Origin of the sequence: Streptomyces luteosporeus (assembly GCF_039532865.1) — a bacterium.
Classification (GTDB): domain Bacteria; phylum Actinomycetota; class Actinomycetes; order Streptomycetales; family Streptomycetaceae; genus Streptomyces; species Streptomyces luteosporeus.
On record NZ_BAAASL010000004.1, the window covers coordinates 261,657 to 286,073 of the forward strand.

At 74.1% G+C, this 24,417-nt stretch carries 22 protein-coding genes and 1 riboswitch; of the genes, 6 read left to right on the plus strand and 16 right to left on the minus strand.

Annotation, left to right across the window (positions count from 1 at the left end):
• Positions 1–6 precede the first annotated feature (6 nt).
• From ABD361_RS06810 to ABD361_RS06825, 4 genes are all read right to left on the minus strand, one after another.
• Positions 7–810 (minus strand): hypothetical protein, encoded by an 804-nt coding sequence (locus tag ABD361_RS06810; protein WP_344433866.1) that lies wholly within the window; start codon positions 808–810, stop codon positions 7–9.
• Positions 811–824: 14 nt separating this feature from the next.
• Positions 825–1,121 carry a DUF4193 domain-containing protein gene (locus ABD361_RS06815; RefSeq protein ID WP_344433868.1) on the minus strand — a complete coding sequence of 99 codons (297 nt, stop codon included), beginning with the start codon at positions 1,119–1,121 and terminating at the stop codon, positions 825–827.
• A 407-nt stretch (positions 1,122–1,528) separates the two neighbouring features.
• A complete protein-coding gene (locus tag ABD361_RS06820) occupies positions 1,529–2,791 on the minus strand; it encodes a sensor histidine kinase (protein ID WP_344433869.1) in 1,263 nt (420 codons plus the stop codon).
• Between the two features lie 6 nt (positions 2,792–2,797).
• The gene (locus tag ABD361_RS06825; RefSeq protein ID WP_189449229.1) at positions 2,798–3,451 is read right to left on the minus strand and encodes a response regulator transcription factor; all 654 of its coding nucleotides are present in this window, start codon (positions 3,449–3,451) and stop codon (positions 2,798–2,800) included.
• Positions 3,452–3,707: 256 nt separating this feature from the next.
• Here ABD361_RS06825 and ABD361_RS06830 point away from each other — a divergent pair, with 256 nt between their 5' ends.
• Positions 3,708–3,875, plus strand: coding sequence for a hypothetical protein (locus ABD361_RS06830; RefSeq protein ID WP_344433871.1), 168 nt, complete (start codon positions 3,708–3,710; stop codon positions 3,873–3,875).
• A 188-nt stretch (positions 3,876–4,063) separates the two neighbouring features.
• On the opposite strand, the gene ABD361_RS06835 is transcribed toward ABD361_RS06830, so the two are convergent.
• Together ABD361_RS06835 and ABD361_RS06840 are read right to left on the minus strand one after the other, a co-directional pair.
• Entirely contained in the window at positions 4,064–4,867 is an 804-nt protein-coding gene (locus ABD361_RS06835; RefSeq protein ID WP_344433872.1) for an inositol monophosphatase family protein, read from the minus strand.
• Between the two features lie 14 nt (positions 4,868–4,881).
• Positions 4,882–6,018, minus strand: a complete 1,137-nt coding sequence (locus ABD361_RS06840; protein ID WP_344433873.1) for a ferrochelatase — start codon at positions 6,016–6,018, stop codon at positions 4,882–4,884.
• Between the two features lie 140 nt (positions 6,019–6,158).
• Here ABD361_RS06840 and ABD361_RS06845 point away from each other — a divergent pair, with 140 nt between their 5' ends.
• The gene (locus tag ABD361_RS06845) at positions 6,159–7,397 is read left to right on the plus strand and encodes an MFS transporter (RefSeq protein ID WP_344433874.1); all 1,239 of its coding nucleotides are present in this window, start codon (positions 6,159–6,161) and stop codon (positions 7,395–7,397) included.
• On the plus strand, positions 7,363–8,763 hold the full coding sequence (locus tag ABD361_RS06850) for a D-arabinono-1,4-lactone oxidase (protein WP_344433876.1): 1,401 nt from the start codon (positions 7,363–7,365) through the stop codon (positions 8,761–8,763). Before ABD361_RS06845 ends, ABD361_RS06850 begins: the two co-directional genes overlap by 35 nt.
• Before the next feature lie 13 nt (positions 8,764–8,776).
• Here the strand turns inward: ABD361_RS06850 and ABD361_RS06855 are convergent, their stop codons facing one another.
• Entirely contained in the window at positions 8,777–9,736 is a 960-nt protein-coding gene (locus tag ABD361_RS06855; RefSeq protein WP_344433877.1) for a hypothetical protein, read from the minus strand.
• 367 nt (positions 9,737–10,103) lie between these two features.
• Between ABD361_RS06855 and sepH the strand changes: the two genes are divergently transcribed.
• A complete protein-coding gene (gene sepH, locus ABD361_RS06860; RefSeq protein WP_344433878.1) occupies positions 10,104–11,174 on the plus strand; it encodes a septation protein SepH in 1,071 nt (356 codons plus the stop codon).
• Between the two features lie 188 nt (positions 11,175–11,362).
• On the opposite strand, the gene ABD361_RS06865 is transcribed toward sepH, so the two are convergent.
• Positions 11,363–12,199 (minus strand): sulfurtransferase, encoded by an 837-nt coding sequence (locus ABD361_RS06865; RefSeq protein ID WP_344433879.1) that lies wholly within the window; start codon positions 12,197–12,199, stop codon positions 11,363–11,365.
• A gap of 172 nt (positions 12,200–12,371) precedes the next feature.
• Between ABD361_RS06865 and ABD361_RS06870 the strand changes: the two genes are divergently transcribed.
• Positions 12,372–13,184: a VOC family protein gene (locus tag ABD361_RS06870; protein ID WP_344433880.1), complete on the plus strand. Its 813-nt coding sequence runs from the start codon at positions 12,372–12,374 to the stop codon at positions 13,182–13,184.
• A gap of 145 nt (positions 13,185–13,329) precedes the next feature.
• On the opposite strand, the gene ABD361_RS06875 is transcribed toward ABD361_RS06870, so the two are convergent.
• The 4 genes from ABD361_RS06875 to ABD361_RS06890 all read right to left on the minus strand — a co-directional run bounded on the left by ABD361_RS06875 (position 13,330) and on the right by ABD361_RS06890 (position 18,743).
• Positions 13,330–13,983, minus strand: a complete 654-nt coding sequence (locus ABD361_RS06875; RefSeq protein ID WP_344433881.1) for a thymidine kinase — start codon at positions 13,981–13,983, stop codon at positions 13,330–13,332.
• Positions 13,984–14,056: 73 nt separating this feature from the next.
• Positions 14,057–15,277, minus strand: a complete 1,221-nt coding sequence (locus tag ABD361_RS06880) for an alkaline phosphatase family protein (RefSeq protein ID WP_344433882.1) — start codon at positions 15,275–15,277, stop codon at positions 14,057–14,059.
• On the minus strand, positions 15,277–15,873 hold the full coding sequence (locus tag ABD361_RS06885) for a DUF5998 family protein (protein ID WP_344433883.1): 597 nt from the start codon (positions 15,871–15,873) through the stop codon (positions 15,277–15,279). Before ABD361_RS06885 ends, ABD361_RS06880 begins: the two co-directional genes overlap by 1 nt.
• Positions 15,874–15,968: 95 nt before the next feature.
• Entirely contained in the window at positions 15,969–18,743 is a 2,775-nt protein-coding gene (locus tag ABD361_RS06890; RefSeq protein WP_344433884.1) for a bifunctional acetate--CoA ligase family protein/GNAT family N-acetyltransferase, read from the minus strand.
• 154 nt (positions 18,744–18,897) lie between these two features.
• Here ABD361_RS06890 and ABD361_RS06895 point away from each other — a divergent pair, with 154 nt between their 5' ends.
• Positions 18,898–19,179 (plus strand): HPr family phosphocarrier protein, encoded by a 282-nt coding sequence (locus ABD361_RS06895; protein ID WP_225660929.1) that lies wholly within the window; start codon positions 18,898–18,900, stop codon positions 19,177–19,179.
• 235 nt (positions 19,180–19,414) lie between these two features.
• Here ABD361_RS06895 and ABD361_RS06900 read toward each other — a convergent pair whose 3' ends face one another.
• The 4 genes from ABD361_RS06900 to ABD361_RS06915 form a co-directional block, all read right to left on the minus strand.
• A complete protein-coding gene (locus ABD361_RS06900; protein ID WP_344433975.1) occupies positions 19,415–20,122 on the minus strand; it encodes a GntR family transcriptional regulator in 708 nt (235 codons plus the stop codon).
• Between the two features lie 221 nt (positions 20,123–20,343).
• Positions 20,344–21,147 (minus strand): M23 family metallopeptidase, encoded by an 804-nt coding sequence (locus ABD361_RS06905; RefSeq protein ID WP_344433887.1) that lies wholly within the window; start codon positions 21,145–21,147, stop codon positions 20,344–20,346.
• Between the two features lie 14 nt (positions 21,148–21,161).
• Positions 21,162–21,319, minus strand: a riboswitch (cyclic di-AMP (ydaO/yuaA leader).
• 198 nt (positions 21,320–21,517) lie between these two features.
• Positions 21,518–22,885 (minus strand): M16 family metallopeptidase, encoded by a 1,368-nt coding sequence (locus tag ABD361_RS06910; RefSeq protein ID WP_344433976.1) that lies wholly within the window; start codon positions 22,883–22,885, stop codon positions 21,518–21,520.
• A 44-nt stretch (positions 22,886–22,929) separates the two neighbouring features.
• Entirely contained in the window at positions 22,930–24,300 is a 1,371-nt protein-coding gene (locus ABD361_RS06915; RefSeq protein WP_344433978.1) for a M16 family metallopeptidase, read from the minus strand.
• Positions 24,301–24,417: the final 117 nt, after the last annotated feature.

Below are 24,417 nucleotides of genomic sequence, written 5' to 3' on the forward strand. Positions count from 1 at the left end.
ACCGGCCTAGGCCAGCCCCAGGCCCTCCTCGGGCAGCTCGCCCCAGGGCACCTGCCGCTCGCGCAGGTCCGCGCGGACCTTCTCGGCGAGCTTCTTGGTGTCCCTGCGGTTCATCACCGCGCCCACCGCCGCGCCGATCATGAACGGGGCGAGGTTGGGCAGGTTGCGGAAGGAGCGCTTGAGGACCCGCTGACGCAGCTCGCGCCGCAGCTGGCCGCCGAGCGCGGCATTGACGGTCAAGGGGGACGTGACGTCGATGCCGCGCTCGTCGGCCCAGGCCCCGAGATAGGCCAGGGTGCGCTGGCGGGCGGTGCCGGGGGCCCGCACCCCGTAGACCTCGTGCAGCTCGGCGATCAGCTTGTACTCCACGGCGGCCACGCCGATGATCTCCGCCGCGAGCTCGGCGGGCATGGCGGGCGGCACGGGCAGCATCGCCGCCGCACCGACGCCCGCACCGACGGTGGAGGTGCCGTGGACGGCACCGGCCACCAGTTTGTCCGCGAGCTCCTCGGGCCCGAGCCCGGGGAACTGCTTGCGCAGGGTCGCGAGGTCGCGCACCGGGATGCGCGGGGCGTTCGCGACGATCAGGTCGGCGACGGCGCCCAGGCCCGCCCGCACGCCCCGGCCGCTCCTCTTGAGCTGCACCACCGCGCCACGGCGCGCGGCGGCCGCGAGCGCGGCCGAGCGGCCCCGCTCGCCCTCCTCCTGGGCACCGGGCGCCGCCGGGCCGCCGGAGGGCTCCCCGGCGGCCCCCAGGGCCGCTGTGGGCTGCCGGGAGGAGCGCTTGCGGAACGGGATCGAGCCTGCCATCGCAGACCGCCGCCTCACTCGCAGTCGCGGCAGATCGGCTGCCCGTTCTTCTCCCGGGCCAGCTGGCTGCGGTGGTGCACGAGGAAGCAGCTCATGCAGGTGAACTCGTCGGCCTGCTTGGGCAGGACCCGGACGGCCAGCTCCTCGTTGGACAGGTCGGCGCCGGGCAGTTCCATGCCCTCGGCAGCCTCGAAGTCGTCGACGTCGACGCTGGAGGCGGACTTGTCGTTCCGCCGGGCCTTCAGTTCTTCGAGGCTGTCACTGTCGACGTCCTCGTCGGTCTTGCGTGGGGTGTCGTAGTCCGTTGCCATGTCGCTCTCCCCCTCTGGGTGTCTGCGGTATCTCCAGCGCACGTAACGCGTGAGAGGCCGGACTTGTGCCCGACCCGAGGCGGAGATTTTGCCTCACATCAAGGTCTGTTACTCAATCGACACCCAACCGCACACCTGAAGAGGTGATCGGGACGGGTGGCGATCCGGACCGTACACCGTCCGGAAGCCGTTCCCGGCAACGCCATTTCGTGTACTTCCCGTGATCAGGACCCCCGGAAACCCCCATTTTCCCGGCGCCGGGCCACGGGGGGCCACTACGGAGAGTAGATGGCCGGAAGTCTGCGCATGTGACGGATCACACACGACCGAGGTGCCGCCGGAAGCGGAACTTTCCGCCCAAAGCGAACCCGGCGAGGACATTGTCCCAGGCTTCGCGCCCGGTGTCCTCACGTGGGCAGCACGACCCTCATGATCAGGCCGCCGCCCTCGCGCGGCTCGGCCGTGATCCGCCCGCCGTGCGCCCGGGCGACCGAGCGGACGATGGACAGGCCCAGGCCCACACCCTTGTCGCTGCCCGTGCGCTCGGTGCGCAGCCGGCGGAAGGGCTCGAAGATGTTGTCCACCTCGTACGCCGGCACGACCGGCCCGGTGTTCTCCACGACCAGCACCGACTGGCCGGGCTGGGCCTGCGTGGTGACCTCCACCCAGCCGTCCGGGGTGTTGTAGCGCACCGCGTTCTGCACGAGGTTCAGCGCAATGCGCTCCAGCAGCACGCCGTTGCCCTGGACGACCGCGGGCTGGCGGGTGCCCCGCAGCTCCACGCCCCTGGTCTGGGCCTCGCTGCGCACCTGGTCCAGGGCCTGGGAGGCCACCTCGGCCAGGTCCACCGGCTTGCGGTCGACGATCTCGTTGTCGCTGCGGGCGAGCAGCAGCAGGCCCTCGACGAGCTGCTCGCTGCGCTCGTTGGTGGCCAGCAGCGTCTTGCCCAGCTGCTGCAGCTCCGGTGAGGCGCCGGGATCCGACAGGTGCACTTCGAGCAGCGTGCGGTTGATCGCCAGGGGTGTGCGCAGCTCGTGCGAGGCGTTGGCCACGAAGCGCTGCTGCGCGGTGAAGGCCCGCTCCAGGCGGTCGAGCATCTCGTCGAAGGTGTCCGAAAGCTCCTTGAGCTCGTCGTCCGGCCCGCCGAGCTCGATGCGCCGGGACAGGTCGGTGCCGGCCACGCGGCGCGCGGTGCGGGTGATCTTGCCCAGCGGCGAGAGCACCCGGCCGGCCATGGCGTAGCCGAACGCGAAGGCGATCACGGCCAGCCCGAGGAGGGCCAGCAGCGAGCGGCGCAGCAGCGACTCCAGGGCCACGGCGCGCTGATCGCGCATGCAGCTGGCGAGGATGCTGTTGGCCTGGTCGGCGGTCAGCCCCGGGCTCTTGAGCGCGGGACACGAGTTGCCGGGGACCTGCACCTTGCTGCCGTCCACCAGCTTGATCAGCGGCTCGCTGCCGACGCTGAGCGCGTTGGCCGCCAGCAGGTAGATGATCGTCAGCAGCAGCACGCCCGCCATCAGGAACATCCCGCCGTACAGCAGGGTGAGGCGTATGCGGATGGTGGGGCGCAGCCAGGGGAAGGGGCGGACGACCGGCTGGCGGGGGTCCCAGGTCGGCTTGGGGGGCGTCGCCGGGGGCGCGGAAGCCGGCGGTGGGGTGGCGGAGGACATGGCCGATCAGATCCGGTATCCGGAGCCCGGCACGGTGACGATCACCGGGGGCTCGCCGAGCTTGCGGCGCAGCGTCATGACGGTGACGCGGACGACGTTGGTGAAGGGGTCGGTGTTCTCGTCCCAGGCCTTCTCCAGCAGCTGCTCGGCCGAGACCACGGCCCCCTCGCTGCGCATGAGGACCTCCAGCACCGCGAATTCCTTGGGTGCCAGCTGCACCTCGCGGCCGTCGCGGAAGACCTCGCGGCGGTTGGGGTCGAGCTTGATGCCGGCCCGCTCCAGGACGGGCGGCAGGGCGACGGTGGTGCGCCGGCCGAGCGCCCGGACGCGGGCGGTCAGCTCGCTGAAGGCGAAGGGCTTGGGCAGGTAGTCGTCCGCGCCCAGCTCCAGGCCGGCCACGCGGTCGCTGACGTCGCCGGAGGCGGTCAGCATCAGCACGCGGGTGGGGATGCCGAGCTCCACGACCTTGCGGCAGACGTCGTCACCGTGGACGAGCGGCAGGTCGCGGTCCAGGACGATCACGTCGTAGTCGTTGACGGCGACGCGCTCCAGGGCGGCGGCCCCGTCGTACACGACGTCGACGGCCATGGCCTCCCGGCGCAGTCCGGTGGCAACGGCGTCTGCGAGCAGCTGCTCGTCCTCGACGACGAGTACGCGCACGGCGCTGATCCTTTCCTTCTCATCCAAGGATGTGTTTCGTCAGGGTGTGCCTCCATCCTGCCTCGGACGTCGGTAAACCGGCTGTAAGAGTCGACCGGATGCGATGTTTCCGCCCCGGCGGGGATGGGGAAGACGTCTGCACACCCGCGATCACGCTTCGTCGTACGCATCCGCGTACGCGGGTACCCCGTACGTGATCGTTCATCGCCGTGGCACACCCCCGTGCCGCCCATCCACGACGAGGGGGCGCAGTTCCATGGACGCGTTCACCGCTGGCATCCTGCAGCGCATAGAGAGCACCCGGTCCGGCCTGGACCACGCCCTGCGCACGGGCGACGACTACCTCGCCGACGTCGAACAGGCGGAGCTCGACGAGCTCCACCGACTGGCCGCCGAACACGGCGTCCACGTAAGTCCGGCTTAACGCCGGAGCACGACGGTGCCCCGCACCCGAAAGGGTGCGGGGCACCGCTATGCCCCGTAGGGGCGCGGGGAACTGCGCGACAAGCCACGACGCGCCCGCAGACGAAGTGCCGCACGCGGGCCGCCGGTGGCCGATCACGCCCACGCAACAGCAGCCGCAGATCGACACTGCACGCGCCCCTCGGGGCGCTAGTCGTGCCAGGCGCCCAGGGCCTCCAGGCGTGCCTGGAGGGGCTCGAACAGGCCCTGGGGCGCCGCCACCGCGAGCTCGCCGGAGGCCGGCTCGCCGGGGCGGCCGCCGGTGAGTGCGCCGGCCTCGCGGGCGATGAGGGCGCCCGCCGCGAGGTCCCAGGGATTGAGCCCGCGCTCGTAGTAGCCGTCGAGCCGGCCGCAGGCCACGTCGCACAGGTCGATCGCCGCGGCCCCGGCCCGCCGGATGTCGCGGACCTCGGGGAGCAGGGCGCGCACGACCTCCGCCTGGGCGGCGCGGCGGGCCGTGAGGTAGCCGAAGCCGGTGGCGATGAGCGCCTGCCCGAAGGGCGGCGCGGGCCGGCACCGCAGCCGGCGCTCGCCCAGCCACGCGCCGCCTCCGCGCACGGCGTGGTAGGTCTCGCCGCGCAGGGGGGCGGCCACGACGCCCACGACCGCCTCGCCGTCCAGCTCGGCGGCGATCGACACCGCCCAGGACGGCAGGCCGTAGAGGTAGTTGACGGTGCCGTCGAGCGGGTCGACGACCCAGCGCACGCCGCTGGTGCCCGGGGTGCTCGCGCCCTCCTCCCCCAGCAGGCCGTCGTGCGGCCGGTGCTCGGCGAGGAAGCCGGTGATGAGCTTCTCGGCGGCGATGTCCATCTCGGTGACGACGTCGACGGCGCTGGACTTGGTGGCGGCCACGCCGAGGTCGGCGGGGCGGCCCTGCTGCAGGAGCGTTCCGGCGCGCTCGGCGGCCTGCAGGGCCACGGCGAGCAGTTCGTCGGTGAGGGGGGTGTCGGTCACGGAAGCGGGGCTCCTTACGCGTACGGGCTGTCGGCGCCCGCGGCGGCGGGCCGGGGGGCGCGGGCCGGGCAGCAGCCGACGGGGCAGACGTCGTGGGACGGGCCGAGCGCGCCCAGGGCGCAGCGCTCGGGCCGCTCGCCGCGCTCGGTGGCGGCGCGCTCCAGGACCAGCTCGCGCACGGCGGCGGCGAAGCGCGCGTCGGCGCCGACGGTGGCGGCGCGGGCGACGGGCAGGCCGAGCTCGGCGGCCTTGGCGGTGGCCTCGGTGTCGAGGTCGTACTTGACCTCCATGTGGTCCGAGACGAAGCCGATGGGGACCATCACGACGGCGGGCGCGCCCGCTGCGTGCAGGCTTTCGAGGTGGTCGCAGATGTCCGGCTCCAGCCACGGGATGTGCGGGGCGCCGCTGCGCGACTGGTAGACCAGCTGCCAGGGCCGCTCGACGCCGGTCTCCTCCTGCACCGCCCGCACGATCGTGCGGGCGACGTCCAGGTGCTCGGCGACGTAGGCGCCGCCGTCGCCGTGCGCCGGTGCGGGGCCGGAGGTGTCCGCGGCGGCGGTGGGGATGGAGTGGGTGGTGAAGGCCAGGTGGGCGCCGTCGCGGACGTCCTTCGGCAGCTGTTCGAGCGCGGCGAGGGTGGCGTCGACCATGGGCTGCACGAAGCCGGGGTGGTTGAAGTAGTGGCGCAGCTTGTCCACGCGGGGCAGCGGCAGGCCCTCGGCTTCGAGAGCGGCGAGGGCGTCGGCGATGTTCTCGCGGTACTGCCGGCAGCCGGAGTAGGAGGCGTAGGCGCTGGTGGCCAGGGTGAGCACGCGGCGGTGCCCGTCGGCGACGATCCGGCGCAGGGTGTCGGTCAGGTACGGCGCCCAGTTGCGGTTGCCCCAGTAGACGGGCAGGTCCATGCCGTGCGCGGAGAAGTCCTGCTGGAGGGCGCGCAACAGCTCGCGGTTCTGCTCGTTGATCGGGCTGACGCCGCCGAAGAGGAAGTAGTGCTGCCCGACCTCTTGGAGCCGCTCGCGCGGGATGCCCCGGCCACGAGTGACGTTCTCCAGGAACGGAACGACATCCTCCGGCCCCTCGGGCCCGCCGAAGGAGAGCAACAGCAGGGCGTCGTACGGAGCGTGGGCTGGCTGATCTGACAGGTCCGGCATGGCCCCGATCCTGCCACCCTGCACTGACAGCCGGAAATTCCCTACGCCGTCGGGCGGTGCGGCCGTAAGCTGTATCGGCCACGAACGTTCCTTACGGCGCCCTCGCCCCGCCGCTCGCCCCGTTCTTCAGGGAGCCGTCCTTGCCCAGTCCCTACCGCGCGATCTTCGCCGCCCCCGGCACCAAGGGGTTCGCGGCGGCCGGCTTCATAGGCCGGCTGCCGCTGTCGATGACCGGCATCGGCGTGGTGACGATGATCTCCGCGATCACGGGCCGCTACGGCCTGGCGGGGGCGATATCCGCCACGATCGCCCTGTCGGCCGCGGTCGTCGGCCCGCAGATATCGCGCATGGTGGACCGGCACGGGCAGAGCAGGGTGCTGCGCCCGGCGACCGTGGTCTCGCTCCTGGCGCTGGCCGGGCTGCTGGTGAGCGCGCATCAGCGCTGGCCCGACTGGACCCTGTTCGTCTTCTCCGCCGGCGCCGGCTGCGTGCCCAGCATCGGGTCGATGGTGCGGGCCCGGTGGGCGGCGATCTATTCGGGCTCCCCGCGGGACCTGCACACCGCCTACGCGGCGGAGTCCGTCATCGACGAGGTGGTCTTCATCCTCGGGCCGATCCTGTCGGTCGGCCTGTCCTCGTCGTGGTTCCCGGAGGCGGGCCCGCTGCTGGCCGCCTGCTTCCTGGCGGTCGGTGTCTTCTGGCTGACCGCGCAGCGCGCCACCGAGCCGCGGCCGCACCCGCGCACCGACCACTCCGGCGGCTCGGCCCTCGCCTCCCGCGGTCTGCAAGTACTGGTGGCCGTGTTCGTGGCCACCGGCGCCCTCTTCGGCGCGATCGAGGTGGTCACCGTGGCCTTCGCCGAGGACCAGGGCCACAAGTCGGCCGCGAGTCTGCCGCTGGCCGTCTATGCGCTCGGCTCGGGCATCGCGGGCCTGGTCTTCGGTCTGCTGCACCTGAAGGGCGACGCGGCCCGACGCTGGGTCGTGGGCGTGTGTGCGATGGCCGTGAGTATGATCCCCCTCCAACTGGTCGGGAACCTGCCGGTCCTGGCCGTGGCGCTCTTCGTCGCGGGCCTGGCCATCGCGCCGACGATGGTGACGACGATGGCCCTCGTCGAGCAGCACGTACCGCGCGCGAAGCTGACCGAGGGCATGACCTGGACGAGCACGGGCCTCGCGGTCGGGGTGGCGCTGGGGTCGTCGGCCGCCGGCTGGGTGGTCGACGGGTTCGGGGCGCGGGCGGGGTACGCGGTGCCCGGCGCGGCGGGGCTGCTCGCGGCCGTCGGCGCGTTCCTCGGATACCGCCGGCTGCGGCCGGCGCCTGAGCGGGTGGGGGTACGCGCCGATGCGGGCGACGACGAACAGCAGCTCATCTCGTAACACGTCATCCGGTACCGCCGGAAGCACGGACGGACGCACGACCGGGCGCACGACCGGGCGCGGGCTGCGCGGCGGCGCGTGGCGCAACTGGGCGGGCACCGTCACCGCCCGGCCGGCCCGGACGCTGGCCCCGGCCTCGGCGCAGGAGCTCGCCGAGGCCGTCGCGCGGGCCGCCGCGGACGGCCTGAAGGTCAAGGCGGTCGGCAGCGGACACTCCTTCACCGCCGCGGCCGCCACCGACGGCCTGCTGGTGCAGCCGCAGCGGCTGACCGGCGTCCTGGGCCGGGACAGGGCGGCGGGCACGGTCACGGTCGCCGCGGGGACGACGCTGCGGCAGCTGAACCGGGCGCTGTCCGCCCGCGGCCTGTCGCTGACGAACATGGGCGACATCATGGAGCAGACCGTCTCGGGGGCGATCAGTACCGGCACCCACGGCACGGGCCGCGCCTCGGCGTCGCTTGCGGCCCAGGTCCGGGGCCTGGAGCTGGTGACGGCCGACGGCTCGGTGCTCACCTGCGGCCCGGAGGAGAACGCTGAGATCTTCGCCGCTGCCCGGCTGGGGCTCGGGGCCCTGGGCGTCATCACGGCGGTGACCTTCGCCGTGGAGCCGGAGTTCCTGCTCACCGCCCGCGAGGAGCCGATGCCACTGGACGCGGTGCGGGAGGACTTCGAGGCGCTGGTCGAGGAGAACGAGCACTTCGAGTTCTACTGGTTCCCCCACACGACAAGCTGCATCACCAAGCGCAACAACCGTGCCGCCGGTCCCCCGGCTCCCCTGGGCCGCGCCGCCGGCTGGGTGCAGGACGAACTGCTGTCCAACGGCGTCTTCCGTGCCGCCTGCGCGCTCGGCCGCACCGTGCCCGCCACCGTGCCGGGCATCGCCGCGCTCGCCGGCCGCGCCCTGTCGGCACGTACGTACACCGACGTGCCGTACAAGGTCTTCACCAGTCCCCGCCGGGTGCGCTTCGTGGAGATGGAGTACGCGCTGCCGCGGCAGGCCGCGATGGAGGCGCTGAGCGAGCTGGAGGCGATGATCGAACGGATGCGGCTGCGGGTGAGCTTCCCGGTGGAGGTGCGCACCGCCCCGGCCGACGACGTCCCGCTGTCGACGGCACAGGGGCGCGAGACGGCGTACCTCGCGGTGCACATGTACCGCGGCACGCCGTACCGCGCCTATTTCAGCGCCGCCGAGCGCATCATGACCGCGCACGGGGGCCGTCCGCACTGGGGGAAGCTGCACACCCGCGACGCCGGTCACCTGGCGGCGCTGTATCCGCGCTTCAAGGAGTTCACGGCGGTCCGGGACCGGCTGGACCCGGACCGCGTCTTCGGCAACGACTACCTGCGGCGCGTCCTGGGCGAGTGAGCCGGGCCGCGGGTCAGGAGGCGGCGTTGGCGGACGGGCCCGTGCCCGTGCCGCCGGCGGCCGCCGCGTTCTGACCGCTCTGCCCCGCCTGGCCGCTCGGGCTCTGTCCCGGCTGCGGCGAGGACGACTGGCCGGTGCCCTGTCCCCCGCCCTTGCCGTCGTCGCCCTTGCCGCTGTCCGGGGAGGTGCTGGGGCCGGGCGTCGGGGTGGGCTTGCCGCCGCCGGAGGGGGACTGCGAGGGCCCGGGCGACTGCTTGCCCGTGCCGTCGCCGGGCTGCGACGCGCCGGGGGACGGGGTGGAGCCGCTGTCGTCCTCGTCGCCGGGCGCGGTGGTCCCGTCCGGGGTGCGGTCGTGGGAGGGGCCGTGCTGCTCGTCCTGGCCGCCGCCGCTGTCCGGGCGGAAGAGGCGGCTGACGGTGGTGCCGCCCTTGTCGCCGTCCGCGCTGGAACCGGAGGCCAGCTCCACCGCGGTCACGGTGCCCATGGCCAGGACGAAGACGGCGCCGGCGGCCAGCAGGGAGCGCTTCCAGCCGCGCAGCCGGGTGCCGTGGACGGTGCCCGGGGAATACGCGTCGGAGAACCCTTCGAACGCAGTCGGCGAGTCGTCGAAGCGCGCTCGTTCGTGCGCGCCGGGGTACGCACCGGCGTGCGCCCCGGGCCGTGCCCGACGCGCCCGGTCCACGGCCCGGCCGGCCGCGCCGACGGGGACCTTGCGCAGCTTGGCGGCGGACTGGGCGCCGGTCGCGTCGCGCAACTGCTCGCCCGTACGTCTGAACAAGTGGTGAAAGAGCGTGCCACCCGTGGTGGCCACGATGCTGACGACACCGGCACCGGCGACGGTCCCGTAGACCCCGAGCTTGCCGGCCAGCAGGGCGGCGATCACGGCCGCGAGGGCACTTCCGGCCACCTGTGCGACGCTCAGGTCCACACGCTTGACCTTGGCTTTTTCCTCGCTTTCGGGTTTTTCGTCCATCTCCAGCCTCTGTCGGTGCGTTCCGTCCCTCTTGTAGTGCGAAGAGACATTCGAGCCTAACGAACAGTTCCGGATCCGGCGATTGTGTGAACCACACCACCCGTGGGAAGGGCTACCGGCCGAGGGGTGCGCTCCAACTCCCCTGACGCGGGTGAACTTCGCTGGCGCGCCGATCCACCCCCAGTGGCCCGAATGGAGTACTGTGACGAGCCCTGGCCCCAATATCCCGTCCGGTCGCCCGGATCCGAACGGAACGGACGGAACGGACGGGAGGGGCCCGGGCGGCTCTGGCCCCGTCAACTCGGCAAGGTTGTGGCAGGCTGCTACCCGGGCAGGCCACACTCGACTAGCGGAAGCAGCGACGCAGGTGACGTCGGCAGGCACCACCCGGGAGGTCCCCATGCCCGAACTGCGTGTCGTGGCAGTCTCCAACGACGGCACACGGCTGGTGCTCAAGGCGGCAGACAGCACGGAGTACACGCTGCCGATCGACGAGCGGCTGCGCGCCGCCGTACGCAACGACCGTGCACGGCTGGGCCAGATCGAGATCGAGGTCGAGAGCCACCTGCGGCCGCGCGACATCCAGGCCCGCATCCGGGCCGGCGCCTCCGCCGAGGAGGTCGCCCAGCTCGCGGGCATCCCCGTCGAGCGGGTGCGGCGCTTCGAGGGCCCGGTCCTGGCCGAGCGCGCGTTCATGGCCGAGCGCGCCCGCAAGACTCCCGTGCGCCGTCCCGGCGAGAGCGCCGGCGGCCCGCCGCTGGGCGAGGCCGTCGCCGAGCGGCTCGTGCTGCGCGGCGCCGACAAGGACACCGCCCAGTGGGACTCCTGGCGCCGCGACGACGGCACCTGGGAGGTGCTGCTCGTCTACCGCGCCGCGGGCGAGCCGCGCGCGGCGAGCTGGACGTACGACCCGCCGCGCCGGATCGTTCAGGCGCTGGACGACGAGGCCCGCGCGCTCATCGGTGAGACCGACGACGCGCCCGAGCCGAGCTTCCCGTTCGTCCCGCGCATCGCCCGCCTGCCGCGCGAGCGGGGCCTGGACCGGGACCGGCAGGTGCCGGCCCCCGCGACGGAGCCGGAGGCACCCTCCGGCGAGGCCGCGGAGGAGCCGGTCAAGGAGCGGGACTCCCTGACCAGCCTGCTGGAAGCGGTGCCCAGCTTCCGCGGCGACATGGTGGTGCCCGAGGCGCCCCCGGCCCCCGCGGAGTCCCCGCGGGAGGACGAGGCGGAGATCGCCGAGCCGCCCGCGCCGGCCGCCAGCGCCGGCTCGGCGTACGCGGACGTGCTCATGCCGCGGTCGGTCGCCGGGCACCGCGAGCGCCTGGTCGGCACCACGGACCGCCAGGCCGAGGCGGACGGCGTCCGCCCCGGCCGGCGTGCGGCGGTGCCGAGCTGGGACGAGATCGTCTTCGGCACCCGCCGCAAGAAGCAGGACTGACCGGGCGCCCCGTAGGGGCGCGGGGAACTGCGCGACAAGCCACGACGCGCCCGCAGACAAAGTGCCGGGCTTCGCCCGGACCCCGGGATGGTGCGTCGGCTGCGGGCCGTCGGTGGCCGATCGCGCAGTTCCCCGCGCCCCTTGCGGGGCACCGTGGTGCCCCGTAACGAAGATCCGCCGGGCACGGCCTAGCCCGGCTGGGCTCCCGTGGCCACCGGGCGGGCCGGGTCGGCCACCCACTCGCTCCACGAACCGGCGTACAGGGCCGCGTCGATGCCCACGACCGCCAGCGCCAGCAGCTCATGCGCGGCCGAGACGCCGGAGCCGCAGTAGACCCCGACCTCCACGCCGTCCTTCGCACCCAGCCGTGCGAACCGCTCCGCCAGCTCGGCGGCCGGGCGCAACAGGCCCTGCTCGGTGACGTTTTCCGTGGTGGGGGCCGAGACGGCGCCGGGGATGTGGCCGGCGACGGGATCAATGGGCTCCACCTCGCCGCGGTAGCGCTCCGCGGCGCGCGCGTCCAGCAGCAGTCCGCGCCGGGCCAGGGCGGCGGCGCCGTCCGCGTCCAGCAGCGGCAGCGCGCCGGGCGCGGGCACGAAGTCGCCCTCGGCCACCTCCGGTACGCCGCTCTCCAGCGGCCGGTCCTCGGCCCGCCAGGCGGCGAGCCCGCCGTCGAGCACCCGTACCGAGGGGTGGCCGGCCCAGCGCAGCAGCCACCAGGCGCGGGCCGCGGCCCAGCCGGTGCCGCCGTCGTAGACGACGACGGGCCGGTCCGCGCGGACCCCGGCCCGGCGCATCGCGGCGCCGAACTGCTCCACGTCGGGCAGCGGATGACGGCCCTTCGGCCCGGGCGGGGCGGCGAGCTCGGCGTCGAGGTCGACGTACACGGCGCCGGGCAGGTGCCCGGCCTCGTACTCCGGACGGCCGTTCGGGCCGCCGAGCTGGTAGCGGATGTCCAGGAGCGTGGGCGGCCGTTCGCCGGCGGCCTCGTTCGCCCATTCCGTCACGGTGATGATGGGATCCATACCCCCATCCTGGCGTATCCCCGTTGCGCCGAACGGCCCCCTGGCCCAACTGCGCGATGCTGATCGATACTGGACGGCGCCGCCGCGGGCCCGAAGCCGGCCGCGATTTTGGGGCATTCTCTGCGGGAACCGTGAAGCGCGGCCACCACGACGGTCCGAGGAGAAACTGACGATGACCGATGTACGGGGCTCCTTCGAGCACCGCGAGGCGGAACCCGGGCGGCAGGTGCCGGGCACACCGTGCTGGACCAGTCTCCTGGTGCACGACCTGGAAGCGATCAAGGAGTTCTACGGCAGTCTGTTCGGCTGGACCTACCACAGCCCCGGCATGCGCCAACTGGGCCCGTACGTACGGGCGGCGCTCGACGGCCACGACGTCGCCGGCATCGGCGAGCTGCCGCCGGACCGTCAACACGCCAACGCCTGGACCACCTATCTGGCGAGCGACGACGCCGACGCCTCCGCGGAGTGGGTGCACTGCTCCGGCGGGACGCTGGGCGTGGGCCCGCTCGCCGCCGAGGACGCCGGCCGGCTGGTGCTCGCCTCGGACCCGGCCGGGGCCTCCTTCGGGGTGTGGCAGGGACGCCGGCTGTGGGACGCGCGTCCGGCCGGCCGCCCGGCGGGCCCGGGCCGGCCGGTCTGGCACGAGCTGGTCACCCACGACGCGTCGGCGATGCTGAAGTTCTACCGCGCACTGTTCGGCTACGAGGCCAAGCCGGCCGGCGACGCGCAGACCGACAAGCTCGTGCTGCACGTGGACGGCCGGCCCGTGGCCTCGGTCACCGGCGCGGGGCCCGCACTGCGCCAGCCGCACTGGCTGACGTACTTCGAGGTGGCCGACGTGGATGCCGCGGCCGCGCGGGTGGGCGAGCTGGGCGGCCGGGTGGTCACCGCGCCGCACCGCACGCCGGCCGGGCACACGGCGACGGTCGCCGATCCCGAGGGTGCGGTGTTCGCCCTGCTGTGCCCCGCCTCCGCCCTGTAAGGGGCGCGGGGAACTGCGCGATCGGCCACGACGGCCCGCAGCCGAACGCGCCACCCCCGGGGTCCGGGCGAAGCACAGCACTTTGTCTGCGGACGCGTCGTGACTTGTCGCGCAGTTCCCCGCGCCCCTGCGGGGCGGACAGGCGTTACGCGTCGGGGTCGACCGGCAGCACGTCCGGCGACAGGGCGGCCGCGCGGGCGGCGGCCGACGTCAGGCGGCGGCGGTGGTGGCGCCGGCACAGCACCTCGTACCCGACCACGGTCTCGGGCTGGCCCACGTCTCCCACCACGATCTGCTCGCCCTCGACGACCATGTGGCCGCCGATCGTCCGGGCGTTGTGGGTGGCGCGCGCCCCGCACCAGCACAGCGCCTCGACCTGCAGCACCTCGATGCGGTCGGCCAGCTCCACCAGGCGCTGGGAGCCGGGGAAGAGCCGGGTGCGGAAGTCGGTGGTGATGCCGAAGGCGAAGACGTCCAGCTCCAGGTCGTCGACGACCCGGGCCAGCTGGTCTATCTGCTCGGGGGCGAGGAACTGCGCCTCGTCGCAGATGACGTAGTCCGCCCGGCCGCCCGCGGACAGGTGGGCCACGACGTGCGCGTAGAAGTCGAACCCCTCCCCCGCCTCGACCGAGTCGGTCACCAGGCCCAGGCGCGAGGAGAGCTTGCCCTCGCCCGCGCGGTCGTTGCGGGTGAAGATCAGGCCCTGCAGGCCGCGTGCCGAGCGGTTGTGCTCGATCTGCAGAGCGAGGGTGCTCTTTCCGCAGTCCATCGTTCCGGAGAAGAACACCAGCTCGGGCATGGGGAGGCCAGGGCCTTTCGTCGGTCGGTCCATCGAAGGGGCGCTTGCGGGGGACGCGCAGGTCGGAGGCGGGTCAGGTGCGGACTTCGAGCAGCGGCACGAGCTGCTCGACGGGCGTCATCGAACCGTGCAGGCCGACCATCGTCGACTCGTTCGGCTCGGTCTCGGTGGCGACGATGGCGATGTCGTCGCGGGCGGCCGCGACCACGTCGCCGATGCGGGCGTGCACCCGGTCGTCGACCCCCGCGCCGGGCGGCCCGAACCAGCCGGCCTCGATCGCCTCGTCGCGTCCCGCCACCCACATCTGCTCGCCGAGCACCTCGCGCCACACCGCCAGCACGTCGGCGGCCGCGCCGGGGACGGCGTAGACGTGGCGGGCCCGGGCCTCGCCGCCCAGCAGGGCGACGCCGGCGCGCAGCTCCCAGTCGTGGTCGAAGTCGATCCGCGACTCGGGGTCGAACGGGATGTCGATCATGCCGTGGTCGGCGGTCACGTACAGCGCGGAGCGCGGCGGCAGCTGCTCGGCCAGGCGCCGGGCGAGCAGGTCCACGTACATCAGCTGGCCGCGCCACTCCTCGGAGTCCACGCCGAAGCGGTGGCCCTTGCCGTCCACCTCGCTGTAATACGTGTAGACGAGCGCGCGGTCGGCCGCCGCGAGCCGGTCGGCCGCGAAGTCCATCCGCTCCTCGCCGGAGAGCCGCCCGTGGAAGGTGCCGCCGCTGAGCGCGATCCGCGTCAGCGGGGTGTGCTCGAAGTCGGGTGCGGAGACCTGGCAGGTGGCGATGCCGGCCGCGTCCGCCAGCTGGAAGACGGTGGGGTACGGCTGCCAGGCGTGCGGATCGGTCCACGGCCGCCAGCGCAGCTGGTTCATCAGCTGCCCCGTCGCCGGGTCGGCCACCGTGTAGCCGGGCAGGCCGTGCGCGCCGGGCGGCAGGCCCGTGCCCACGGAGGCCAGCGAGGTCGCCGTGGTGGAGGGGAAGCCCGCGGTCATCGGCTCGCCGGTGCCGTTCAGGGACGTGGACAGCAGCGAGTGCAGGAAGGGCGCCTCGGCCGGGTGGTCGCGCAGCAGCTCCCAGCCCAGGCCGTCGATGAGGAAGACGCAGACCCGGTCGGCGGGCTCCAGGTGCAGCCCGGAGGTGAGCCCGGGCACGCCCAGGCCCGCGGCGACGGAGGGCAGCAGGTCCGCGAGGGAGCCGGTGCCGTAGCGCGGCAGCGGGGCGTCGCGGGGGTCGAGCGGGGCCGGCTCGGGCCAGGCGGAGCCGGCGGCCAGGGGGCCCGGGGTGGATCCGGCCATCACCGGCCGGTCGCCGCGGAGGCCACCGTGGCCTCGGAGAGCGCCTGGGCGAAGTCCAGGGTCTGGCGGACGGTGTCGGGGCCGTCGCCGGCCTCGCTCACCCGCAGGCTGAGGTCGTCGGCCGTGGAGGAGCCGGTGTAGCCGTGGTCGGCGTCGCAGTTCGGGTCGCCGCAGGCGGCCGGCTCCAGGTCGATGCGGGAGACCGCGCCCCAGCCGATGGTGAGGACGACCTCGCGCGGCAGGGTGCCGGGGGTGTACGCCTCGGGGTTGGCGACGACGCGGCTGAGCACGACGGAGGAGATGCGCTCCAGCTTCACGGACTCGGTGGAGGTGGTCGCGTACGGCGAGGGCGAGGTGCCGTCGGCGGCCTGCTCGTCGGTGTGGCTGACGATGAATCGGGTGTCGGTGAGCACCAGCACGGTCACATGGCGGCGCACCTCGTTGGAGTCGAACGTCGTCTCCTGGTGGACCAGGTACGACGCGACCGGCTCCCCGCCCACGGCGGCCTCCACCGCCTCGGCCACGAGAGCCGGGTAGTAGCCGCTGCGCTCGATCGCCGCGCGCAGCCCCTGGGTGGTCGTACCGGTCTTCGCCATGGCTCCCATCCTACGGGGCGTACGGGGCCCGTCCGTCGCCGAACCCCGGCCGCGGCCGGTTGCGGACCGCGCCCGGGCGGGGCCCGCGGCCGGGCTCAGGAGCGGGGAAGACTGCGGGGGCCGAGGTCGCCGCGGGCCGGGGGCGCGGCCAGGCGTATGGCGGCGCCCAGGACGTGCACCCCCTGCTGGGCCACGATCACCGGCTCCAGGTCGGCGCCCACGACCTCGGGGTGGTCGTCCACCAGCCGGGACAGGCGCAGCAGCAGCTCCTCCAGGGCCGGGGTGTCCACCGGGGCCGAGCCGCGCCAGCCGAAGAGCAGGGGCGCGGTGCGCACGGAGCGGATGAGATCGGCCGCGTCGCGGTCGGTGACCGGGACGAGGCGGTGGGCGGTGTCGCCGAGCAGCAGCGAGGGCGCGCCGGCCAGGCCGAAGGAGAGCACGGCGCCGGCGGCGGGGTCGATCACCGCCCGGACGACGGTGTCGACGCCGCGCGGCGCCATGGACTGCACGACCAGGCGCAGCTCCGCGGGCCTGCCGAGCAGCTCGGTCAATTCCGCGTACGCCCTGCGCAGTTCGCTCTCGCCGCCGAGGTCGAGCCGTACGCCGCCGAGGTCGGCGCGGTGCCGCAGGTGGGGGGCGGTGGGCTTGAGCGCCACGGGGAATCCCAGGCGCCGGGCCGCCTGCACGGCGCTGTCGGCGTCGGGTGCCGGCAGCGCGGGCAGCACGGCGATCCCGTAGCGGGCGAGGAGCCGCTGGGTGTCGGCGGCGGAGAGGGTGACGGCCCGGTCGCCGGCCCCGTGGGCGGCGAGCAGCACGGCGATGTCGGCGGCGGCCCCTTCCTCGTCGATGTCCTCGAACTCCGGCACCCGTCCTCCGGCGGCCACCTCGCGTCGCCAGCGCGCGTACCGCACGGCCTCGGCCAGCGCGCCGACGGCCCGCTCGGCCGCGGGGTAGGCGGGGATGCGCACGGCGGGCACGGGGGCGTCGCCGGGCGGGGCGTCGCCGGCGGGGGCGGCGAGGGCCTCGGGGAGGCCGGGGATCTCCAGGTGGACGACGGCCACGGGCTTGGGCGTCGGCGCGCCGGCCACGGCCTCGCGCAGGGCGGCGGCGAGGTCGGGCGCGGAGGCGGCGGGGGCGGTGTCGCCGACCCAGGGGATGGCGGTGACGAGGACCGCGTCGCACGCCCGGTCGGCCAGGGCCTGGGCGAGGGCGGTACGGAAGTCGGAGGGTGTGGCGGCCGTGGTGAGGTCGCGCGGGAGCAGCGGGCGCAGGCCGGCCGTCAGGCAGGCGTCGTAGGTGAGCAGGGTGAGGGAGTCGGAGTTGCCGAGGATGGCGACGCGGGGCCCGGCGGGCAGGGGCTGGGCGGCGAGCAGCAGCCCGGTGTCGGCGAGCTCGGTGACCGTGTCGACGCGGATGACGCCGGCCTGGCGCAGCAGGTCGGAGACGGTGGCGTCGGGGATGCGGGTGGTGGGCACGGCGTGCCCGGCGGGCGCGGCGGCGCCGTGCCGGGCGCCCTTGACGACGACGAGCGGTTTGCGGGCGGCGGTGCGCTTGGCGAGGCGGGTGAACTTGCGGGGGTTGCCGATGGACTCCAGGTACATCAGGGCGACGTCGGTGTCGGGATCGTCGTGCCAGTACTGCAGGAGGTCGTTGCCGGACAGGTCGGCGCGGTTGCCGGCGGAGACGAAGGTGGAGGTGCCGGCGAGGCCGGCGGCGCGCCGGTGCAGCTCGGAGAGCAGGGCGATGCCGATGGCGCCGGACTGGCTGAAGAGCCCGACCCGGCCGGGCGGCGGCAGCTCGGGGGCGAGGGAGGCGTTGAGCCGGACGCCGGGGGCGGTGTTGATCAGCCCGAGGGCGTTGGGGCCGATGACGCGCATGCCGTACGAGCGGGCCTGCCGGACGAGCTCGCGCTGGCGCCGGCGCCCGTCGGCGCCGCTCTCGGCGTACCCGGCGGAGAGGACGACCAGGCCCTGGACGCCGTGCCGGCCGCAGTCGGCGACGACGTCGGGCACGTGGGCGGCGGGCACGGCGACGACGGCGAGGTCGACGGGCTCGGTGATCCCTGCGACGGAGCGGTGGGCGGGGACGCCCTCGGGTTCGAGGCGGGTGAGCTCCTGCGGGAAGGCGCGGTTGACGGCGTGGACGCGCCCGGCGAAGCCGCCGGCCAGCACGTTGCGCAGGACGGTACGGCCCATGCCGCCGGCCTCGCGGCCGGCGCCGACGACGGCGATCGAGCGGGGGGCGAGCAGGCGCTGGACGGAGCGGGCCTCGGCGCGCTGCTCGCGGGCGCGCTGGACGGCGAGGGAGGCGTCGGTGGGCTCCAGGTCGAGCTCGAGGCGGACGACGCCGTCCTCGAAGCTGCGTTTCTGGGTGTAGCCCGCGTCCGTGAACACCTTGATCATCTTGGTGTTGGCGGGCAGCACCTCGGCCGTGAAGCGGCGGATCGCGCGCTCGCGGGCGACGGCCGCGATGTGTTCGAGGAGGGCGGAGGCCACGCCGCGGCCCTGGTGGGCGTCCTGGACGAGGAAGGCCACCTCGGCCTCGTCGGCGGGGGCGGCCGCGCGCAGGCCGCGGGCGTCGACGCGGTCGTAGCGGACGGTGGCGATGAACTCCCCCGCGACGGTGGCCGCGAGGCCCACCCGGTCGACGTAGTCGTGGTGGGTGAAGCGGTGCACGTCCCGGTCGGACAGGCGCGGGTAGGGCGCGAAGAAGCGGTAGTACTTGGACTCGTCCGAGACCTGCTCGTAGAAACTCACCAGGCGCTGCGCGTCGTCGGGCGCGATGGGGCGGATCTGGGCGATGCCGCCGTCGCGCAGCACGACGTCCGCCTCCCAGTGGGCCGGGTACGCGTGCTCGGGCGGCGTCTGCATGGGGCCAGGGTAAGGCCGCCCGCCGACAGCCGGCCCGGGCCGGGCGGCCCCGTGTCCACCGGCCGGACGGCGCAGCCGGGCGGCCGGGCCGGGGCACCGCGGCCCCCGTGCCACAATGGTCTAGACAACCACTGTCGACTCGAAGGGCAACACCATGGTTGAGCGCCGCGTCAACGTCGGCTGGGCCGAGGGCCTGCACGCCCGGCCCGCGTCGATCTTCGTCCGTGCGGCGACCGCCGCCGGCGTCCCCGTGACGATCGCCAAGGCGGACGGCAACCCCGTCAACGCCGCGTCCATGCTCGCCGTGCTGGGCCTGGGCGCCCAGGGTGGCGAGGAGATCGTCCTGGCCACCGAGGCCGAGGGTGCCGAGGCCGCGCTCGACCGCCTGGCCAAGCTGGTCGCCGAGGGGCTCGAGGAGCTCCCGGAGACCGTCTGATCCACGGATCCGACCAAGACCTTCCGCGGCGGGGCCGCGGCGGCCCGCACGCGGCCGCCGCGGCCCCTTCGTCATGCGGCACCATGGCGCCCCGAAGGGGCGCGGGGCAGTGTCGATGTGCGGCTGCCGCCGCGCGGGCGCGATCGGCCACGACGTGCCCGCAGGTCCCGGGGTGGTACGTCGGCTGCAGGCCGTTGGTGGCTTGTCGCGCAGTTCCCCGCGCCCCTTCGGGGCCCTAGGAGGGGACGCCCGTGCTCTGCACGGACTCGCGCACCGGCCGCAGCCGGAACGCGCCGGGCGGGCGCCCGGCCCGGCGGGTGGCGAGCTCCCGGGCCCGCTCGGCGTCGCCGCGGGCCACCGCGTCCACCAGCGCCCCGCAGGTCTCCCACGCCTCCAGCGGACGCACCGGCGGCACCGGCACGTACACCCAGGCGATCTTGCGGCGCAGCTGGGTGAGGAGCGCGGCGAGGCTCGGGCTGCCGGAGGCCTGGGCGAGGGTCTCGTCGAACCAGTCGCCGAGCCGGCACAACTCCCCCACCCGGTCCGCGCGGGCCCGGTCGCGGCCCAGCCGGACCAGCCCGCGCAGCACCTTCAGGTGCGCCTCGGTGCGCCGCTGGGCGGCCCGCGCGGCCCCCAGCGGCTCCAGCAGGGCGCGGACGTCCAGCAGGTCGGCGGCCTCGCGCTCGCTGGGCTCGGCCACGCAGGCGCCCGCATGGCGGCGGGTGGTGACGAACCCCTCGGAGGCGAGGGTGCGCAGGGCCTCGCGCACGGGGACGCGGGAGACGCCGTAGCGGCGGGCGAGGAGTTCCTCGACGAGCCTGCTGCCGGGCGGATGGACGCCCGCGACGATGTCGTCCCGGATGGCGGCGCACACGGCGTGCGCGGACAGCCGGCGGACGCCGTCCCGGCCTCCGCCGCCACCGGCGGGTCCGGGGACGGTCACCGTGCCGGCGCCGTCGCCGTTCACGAACGGTCTCTCATCGCTGTACCTCCGGATGTGCCCCGTCGTCTGACGCCCGTTCAGCGACTCTATGCGAGCCGGCCGGGCATTTCCGATGGTGCCTCCTGCCGCACGGACGCCTTTCGGCCAGCCGGTACGGTGCACGAAGGCCCCGGCCGCAGGGGCCGGGGCCTTGCTCGCGCCGTGCGCGGAAGCGGGAGCCGTCAGACGTTGACGCCGTGCGAGGCCAGGTAGGCGACCGGGTCGATGTCGGAGCCGTAGGTCGGGGCCGTGCGGGCCTCGAAGTGCAGGTGCGGGCCGGTGACGTTGCCGGTGGCGCCCGACAGGCCGATCTGCTGGCCCGGGGTGACCGACTGGCCGACGGAGACGTCGATGGACGACAGGTGGCCGTACTGCGTGTACGTGCCGTCGGCCATCTGGATCACGACGTTGTTGCCGTAGGCGCCGCCCCAGCCGGCCTCGACGATCGTGCCCATGCCGACCGCGCGCACCGAGGTGCCCGTCTCGGCGTGGAAGTCGATGCCGGTGTGGCTGCCGGAGGACCACAGGTTGCTGGAGGCCTTGTACGAGGTGGAGACGTAGGAGCCCTCGATCGGGCTGACGAACGTCCCCAGGCGCTTGCGCTCGGCGTCGCGGGCGGCGCGCTCCTTGGCGGCGCGCTCCTCGTCGAGCTTGCGCTGGGCCTCCTCGGCGCGCTGCTTGGCCTCGGCGGCCAGCCGCTTGGCGTTGGCCTCGGCCTGCTGACGGGCGTTGGCCTCGTCGGCGATGCCGCGCTGGGTCTCGGCCTGGGCGTCGACGTTGCCGGCCATGACGTCACCGATGACGACGGCCTGGCTCAGGCCGGTGTCCTCGGGGCGCTGGGAGTCGTCGGAGGCGGCGAAGGCGGGGGCGGCGACACCGGCGACCACACCGGCGGCGGTCAGCGTGGCGATGCCCGCGACGTTGGCGCCCACGCGCACGGCGCGGCTCGGACGACGGTGCTTCCCGGTGGGACGGGTGAACGACATGGCTGTCGCTGATCCTTTCCTTCCTTCTCGCCTACCGGGTTAGCTGACGGGTTCGGAGCAGGAAGGTCTCCTACGGTCCCCTCGTGAAAGGGAACCGATTCACCCCAGGGGACTTTGGGTCCCCGGCTCCCTGCGGCCCTGGGGGTCGCGTGGGACTCGGCGATGGCTGCCCGGGACCGCGGTTTGCGGCTCCGATCTGACGGACTGCCGAGCTGACGCTAATCGTCGTCAGATTCGATCGGCAAACAGAAGTGGGTTTTTATGACGTACGCCACACGACCAACACGCAACCACCGCCTGAAAGTGGACATAAAGGTGGCGCGTGGGTCCCCTCGGACCCACGCGCCACCTCAGTCGAACTGATGCTCCGTCAGGCGGGGATCACCGTCACCGGGCCGATGCCCAGCGCCTTCACGGGCTCGGCGATCTGCGCCGCGTCGCCGACGAGCACCGTCACCAGCCGGTCCGCGGGGAAGGCGCTCACGACGGCGGCGGTGGCCTCCACCGTGCCGGTCAGCGCGAGGCGTTCGTACAGGTGCCCCTGGAAGTCGTCCGGCAAGAACTGCTCGACCTGGTCGGCGAGCGTGCCGGCGACGGCGGCCGCCGTCTCGTACTTCAGCGGGGCGACGCCCACCAGGTTCTGCACGGCGACGTCGCGCTCCTGGTCCGTCAGCCCCTCGGCGGCCAGCGTGCGCAGCACCGTCCACAGGTCCTCGAGGGCGGGGCCGGTGTTGGGGGTGTCGACGGAGCCGCTGATGGCGAGCAGGGAAACGCCGGTGCCCTCCGGCGAGGACAGCAGCACCTGCCCGAAGGAGCGCACGCCGTAGGTGTAGCCCTTCTCCTCGCGCAGGACGCGGTCCAGCCGCGAGGTGAGGGTGCCGCCGAGGCAGTACGTGCCGAGCACCTGGGCCGGCCAGATGCGGTCGTGTCGGTCGGAGCCGGTGCGTCCGATCAGCAGCTGGGTCTGCACCGCACCGGGACGGTCGACGATGACGACGCGGCCGGTGTCGTCGGCGGTGACGGGCTGCGGGGCGCGCCGCTGCGCCGGCGCGCCCGTCCACGCGCCCAGCGACTGCTGCAGGACGTGGTCGAGGTCGGTGCCGGTGAAGTCGCCGACGACCACGGCGGTGGCCGCGGCGGGCCGCACGTGGGCCTCGTAGAAGGCGCGCACGGCGGTGGCGTCGATGCGCTCGACCGTCTCCTGGCTGCCCTGGCGCGGCCGGGACATCCGGACGTCGGCCGGGAACAGCTCGGCGGCCAGCGCCATGGCCGCCCGGCGGGCGGGGTTGGCCAGCTCGTGCGGGATCTCGTCGAGGCGGTTGCGCACCAGGCGCTCGATCTCGCCGTCGGGGAAGGCCGGGCCGCGCAGGGCGTCGGCCAGCAGGCCGAGGGCCTTGGGCAGCCGGGAGGCCGGCACCTCCAGGGACAGCCGTACGCCCGGGTGGTCGGCGTGGGCGTCGAGGGTGGCCCCACAGCGCTCCAGCTCCGCGGCGAACTCCTCGGCGCTGAGCTTGTCCGTGCCCTCGGAGAAGCCGCGGGCCATGATCGTGGCGACGCCGTCCAGGCCCTCGGGCTCGGCGGCCAGCGGGACGTCCAGGACGATCTCGACGGCGATGACCTGCTGCCCGGGGCGGTGGCAGCGCAGCACGGTCAGGCCGTTGGGCAGCTGCCCGCGCTCGGGGGCCGGGAACGCCCAGGGGGTGGGCAGGCCCGGCTTGGGCTGGGGGTGGAACACCATCGAGGGGCCGGCGGTGTCCGTCGTGCTCGCGGCTACGGCGTCGCTCACTTTGCCGTCTCCTCTTCTTCGATCTCGGTGGCGTTCTTGATGGTGTCCTCGTCGACCGTGGGCGCGGTCTGCGGCGTGGGCTCGTAGACCAGCACGGCACGGTTGTCCCGGTGCAGGCGGGCCTTGGCGATCTGCTGCACCTCCTGCGGGGTCACCTCCAGGACGCGCTGGACGGCGGTGAGCGCCAGCTGCGGGTCGCCGAAGAGCGTGGCGAAGCGGCACAGCTCGTCCGCCCGGCCGCTGACGGTGGCGAGCCGGTCCAGCCACTCGCGCTCCAGCTGGGCCTGGGCGCGCTCCATCTCCTCGGGGGTGGGGCCCTCGGCGGCGAAGCGGGTGAGCTCCTCGTCGACGGCGGCCTCGATGTCGGCCACCTCCACGCCGCCGGACGCCTTGACGTCCAGCCAGCCCAGCGAGGGCGCCCCGGCCAGGCGCAGCAGGCCGAAGCCGGCGGCGACGGCGCTGCGGTCGTGGCGCACCAGGCGGTTGTGCAGGCGGGAGGACTCGCCGCCGCCGAGGATGGTCAGCGCCACGTCGGCCGCGTCCGCCTCGCGGGTGCCGTCGTGCGGCAGGCGGTAGGCCGCCATCAGGGCGCGCGAGGGCACCTCCTCGCGGACGACCTCGCGCAGCTCGCGGCCGATGGTCTCCGGCAGGGCGCCGTCGCGCGGGGGCTGCTTGCCGTCGTGCGCGGGGATGGAGCCGAAGTACTTCTCGATCCAGGCGAGGGTCTGCTCCGGGTCGATGTCGCCGACGACGGACAGGACGGCGTTGCCCGGCGCGTAGTAGGTGCGGAAGAAGGCCCGCGCGTCCTCCAGGGAGGCGGCGTCGAGGTCGGCCATGGAGCCGATGGGCGTGTGGTGGTACGGGTGGCCCTCGGGGTAGGCCATGGCCGTCAGCTTCTCGAACGCGGTGCCGTAGGGCACGTTGTCGTAGCGCTGGCGGCGCTCGTTCTTGACGACGTCGCGCTGGTTCTCCATCGACTCCTCGTCGAGGGCGGCCAGCAGCGAGCCCATTCGGTCGGCTTCCAGCCACAGGGCCAGCTCGACCTGGTGGGCGGGCATCGTCTCGAAGTAGTTGGTGCGCTCGAAGCTGGTCGTGCCGTTGAGCGACCCGCCGGCGCCCTGCACCAGCTCGAAGTGGCCGTTGCCCTTGACCTGCGCGGAGCCCTGGAACATCAGGTGCTCGAAGAGGTGGGCGAGGCCGGTGCGGCCCTGCACCTCGTGGCGGGAGCCGACGTCGTACCAGAGGCAGACGGCCGCCACGGGGGTGAGGTGATCTTCGGAGAGCACCACCCTCAGGCCGTTGGCCAGCCGGTGCTCGGTCGCTGTCAGGCCGCCGGAACCGGCCTGTTGCGTGGCCGTGTGACCCATGGGCATGTACGTCCCTTCGATCTCTTGAGATCTCGCGGTGCCTCGCGACGACTCGCGTGATTGAACAGTGCTGTCACTGTATGCAACCGCGCAGGCTTCCGGCGAAGTTCCCCGGGC

Coding starts and splice junctions, on each gene's coding strand:
- ABD361_RS06915 (WP_344433978.1), bottom strand. CDS start 24,300: ATGGGTCACACGGCCACGCAACAGGCCGGTTCCGGCGGCCTGACAGCG.
- ABD361_RS06830 (WP_344433871.1), top strand. CDS start 3,708: ATGGACGCGTTCACCGCTGGCATCCTGCAGCGCATAGAGAGCACCCGG.
- ABD361_RS06815 (WP_344433868.1), bottom strand. CDS start 1,121: ATGGCAACGGACTACGACACCCCACGCAAGACCGACGAGGACGTCGAC.
- ABD361_RS06890 (WP_344433884.1), bottom strand. CDS start 18,743: ATGCAGACGCCGCCCGAGCACGCGTACCCGGCCCACTGGGAGGCGGAC.
- ABD361_RS06840 (WP_344433873.1), bottom strand. CDS start 6,018: ATGCCGGACCTGTCAGATCAGCCAGCCCACGCTCCGTACGACGCCCTG.
- ABD361_RS06910 (WP_344433976.1), bottom strand. CDS start 22,885: ATGGTGTTCCACCCCCAGCCCAAGCCGGGCCTGCCCACCCCCTGGGCG.
- ABD361_RS06865 (WP_344433879.1), bottom strand. CDS start 12,199: ATGGATCCCATCATCACCGTGACGGAATGGGCGAACGAGGCCGCCGGC.
- ABD361_RS06905 (WP_344433887.1), bottom strand. CDS start 21,147: ATGTCGTTCACCCGTCCCACCGGGAAGCACCGTCGTCCGAGCCGCGCC.
- ABD361_RS06850 (WP_344433876.1), top strand. CDS start 7,363: ATGCGGGCGACGACGAACAGCAGCTCATCTCGTAACACGTCATCCGGT.
- ABD361_RS06820 (WP_344433869.1), bottom strand. CDS start 2,791: ATGTCCTCCGCCACCCCACCGCCGGCTTCCGCGCCCCCGGCGACGCCC.
- ABD361_RS06870 (WP_344433880.1), top strand. CDS start 12,372: ATGACCGATGTACGGGGCTCCTTCGAGCACCGCGAGGCGGAACCCGGG.
- ABD361_RS06895 (WP_225660929.1), top strand. CDS start 18,898: ATGGTTGAGCGCCGCGTCAACGTCGGCTGGGCCGAGGGCCTGCACGCC.
- ABD361_RS06885 (WP_344433883.1), bottom strand. CDS start 15,873: ATGGCGAAGACCGGTACGACCACCCAGGGGCTGCGCGCGGCGATCGAG.
- ABD361_RS06875 (WP_344433881.1), bottom strand. CDS start 13,983: ATGCCCGAGCTGGTGTTCTTCTCCGGAACGATGGACTGCGGAAAGAGC.
- ABD361_RS06855 (WP_344433877.1), bottom strand. CDS start 9,736: ATGGACGAAAAACCCGAAAGCGAGGAAAAAGCCAAGGTCAAGCGTGTG.
- ABD361_RS06880 (WP_344433882.1), bottom strand. CDS start 15,277: ATGGCCGGATCCACCCCGGGCCCCCTGGCCGCCGGCTCCGCCTGGCCC.
- ABD361_RS06810 (WP_344433866.1), bottom strand. CDS start 810: ATGGCAGGCTCGATCCCGTTCCGCAAGCGCTCCTCCCGGCAGCCCACA.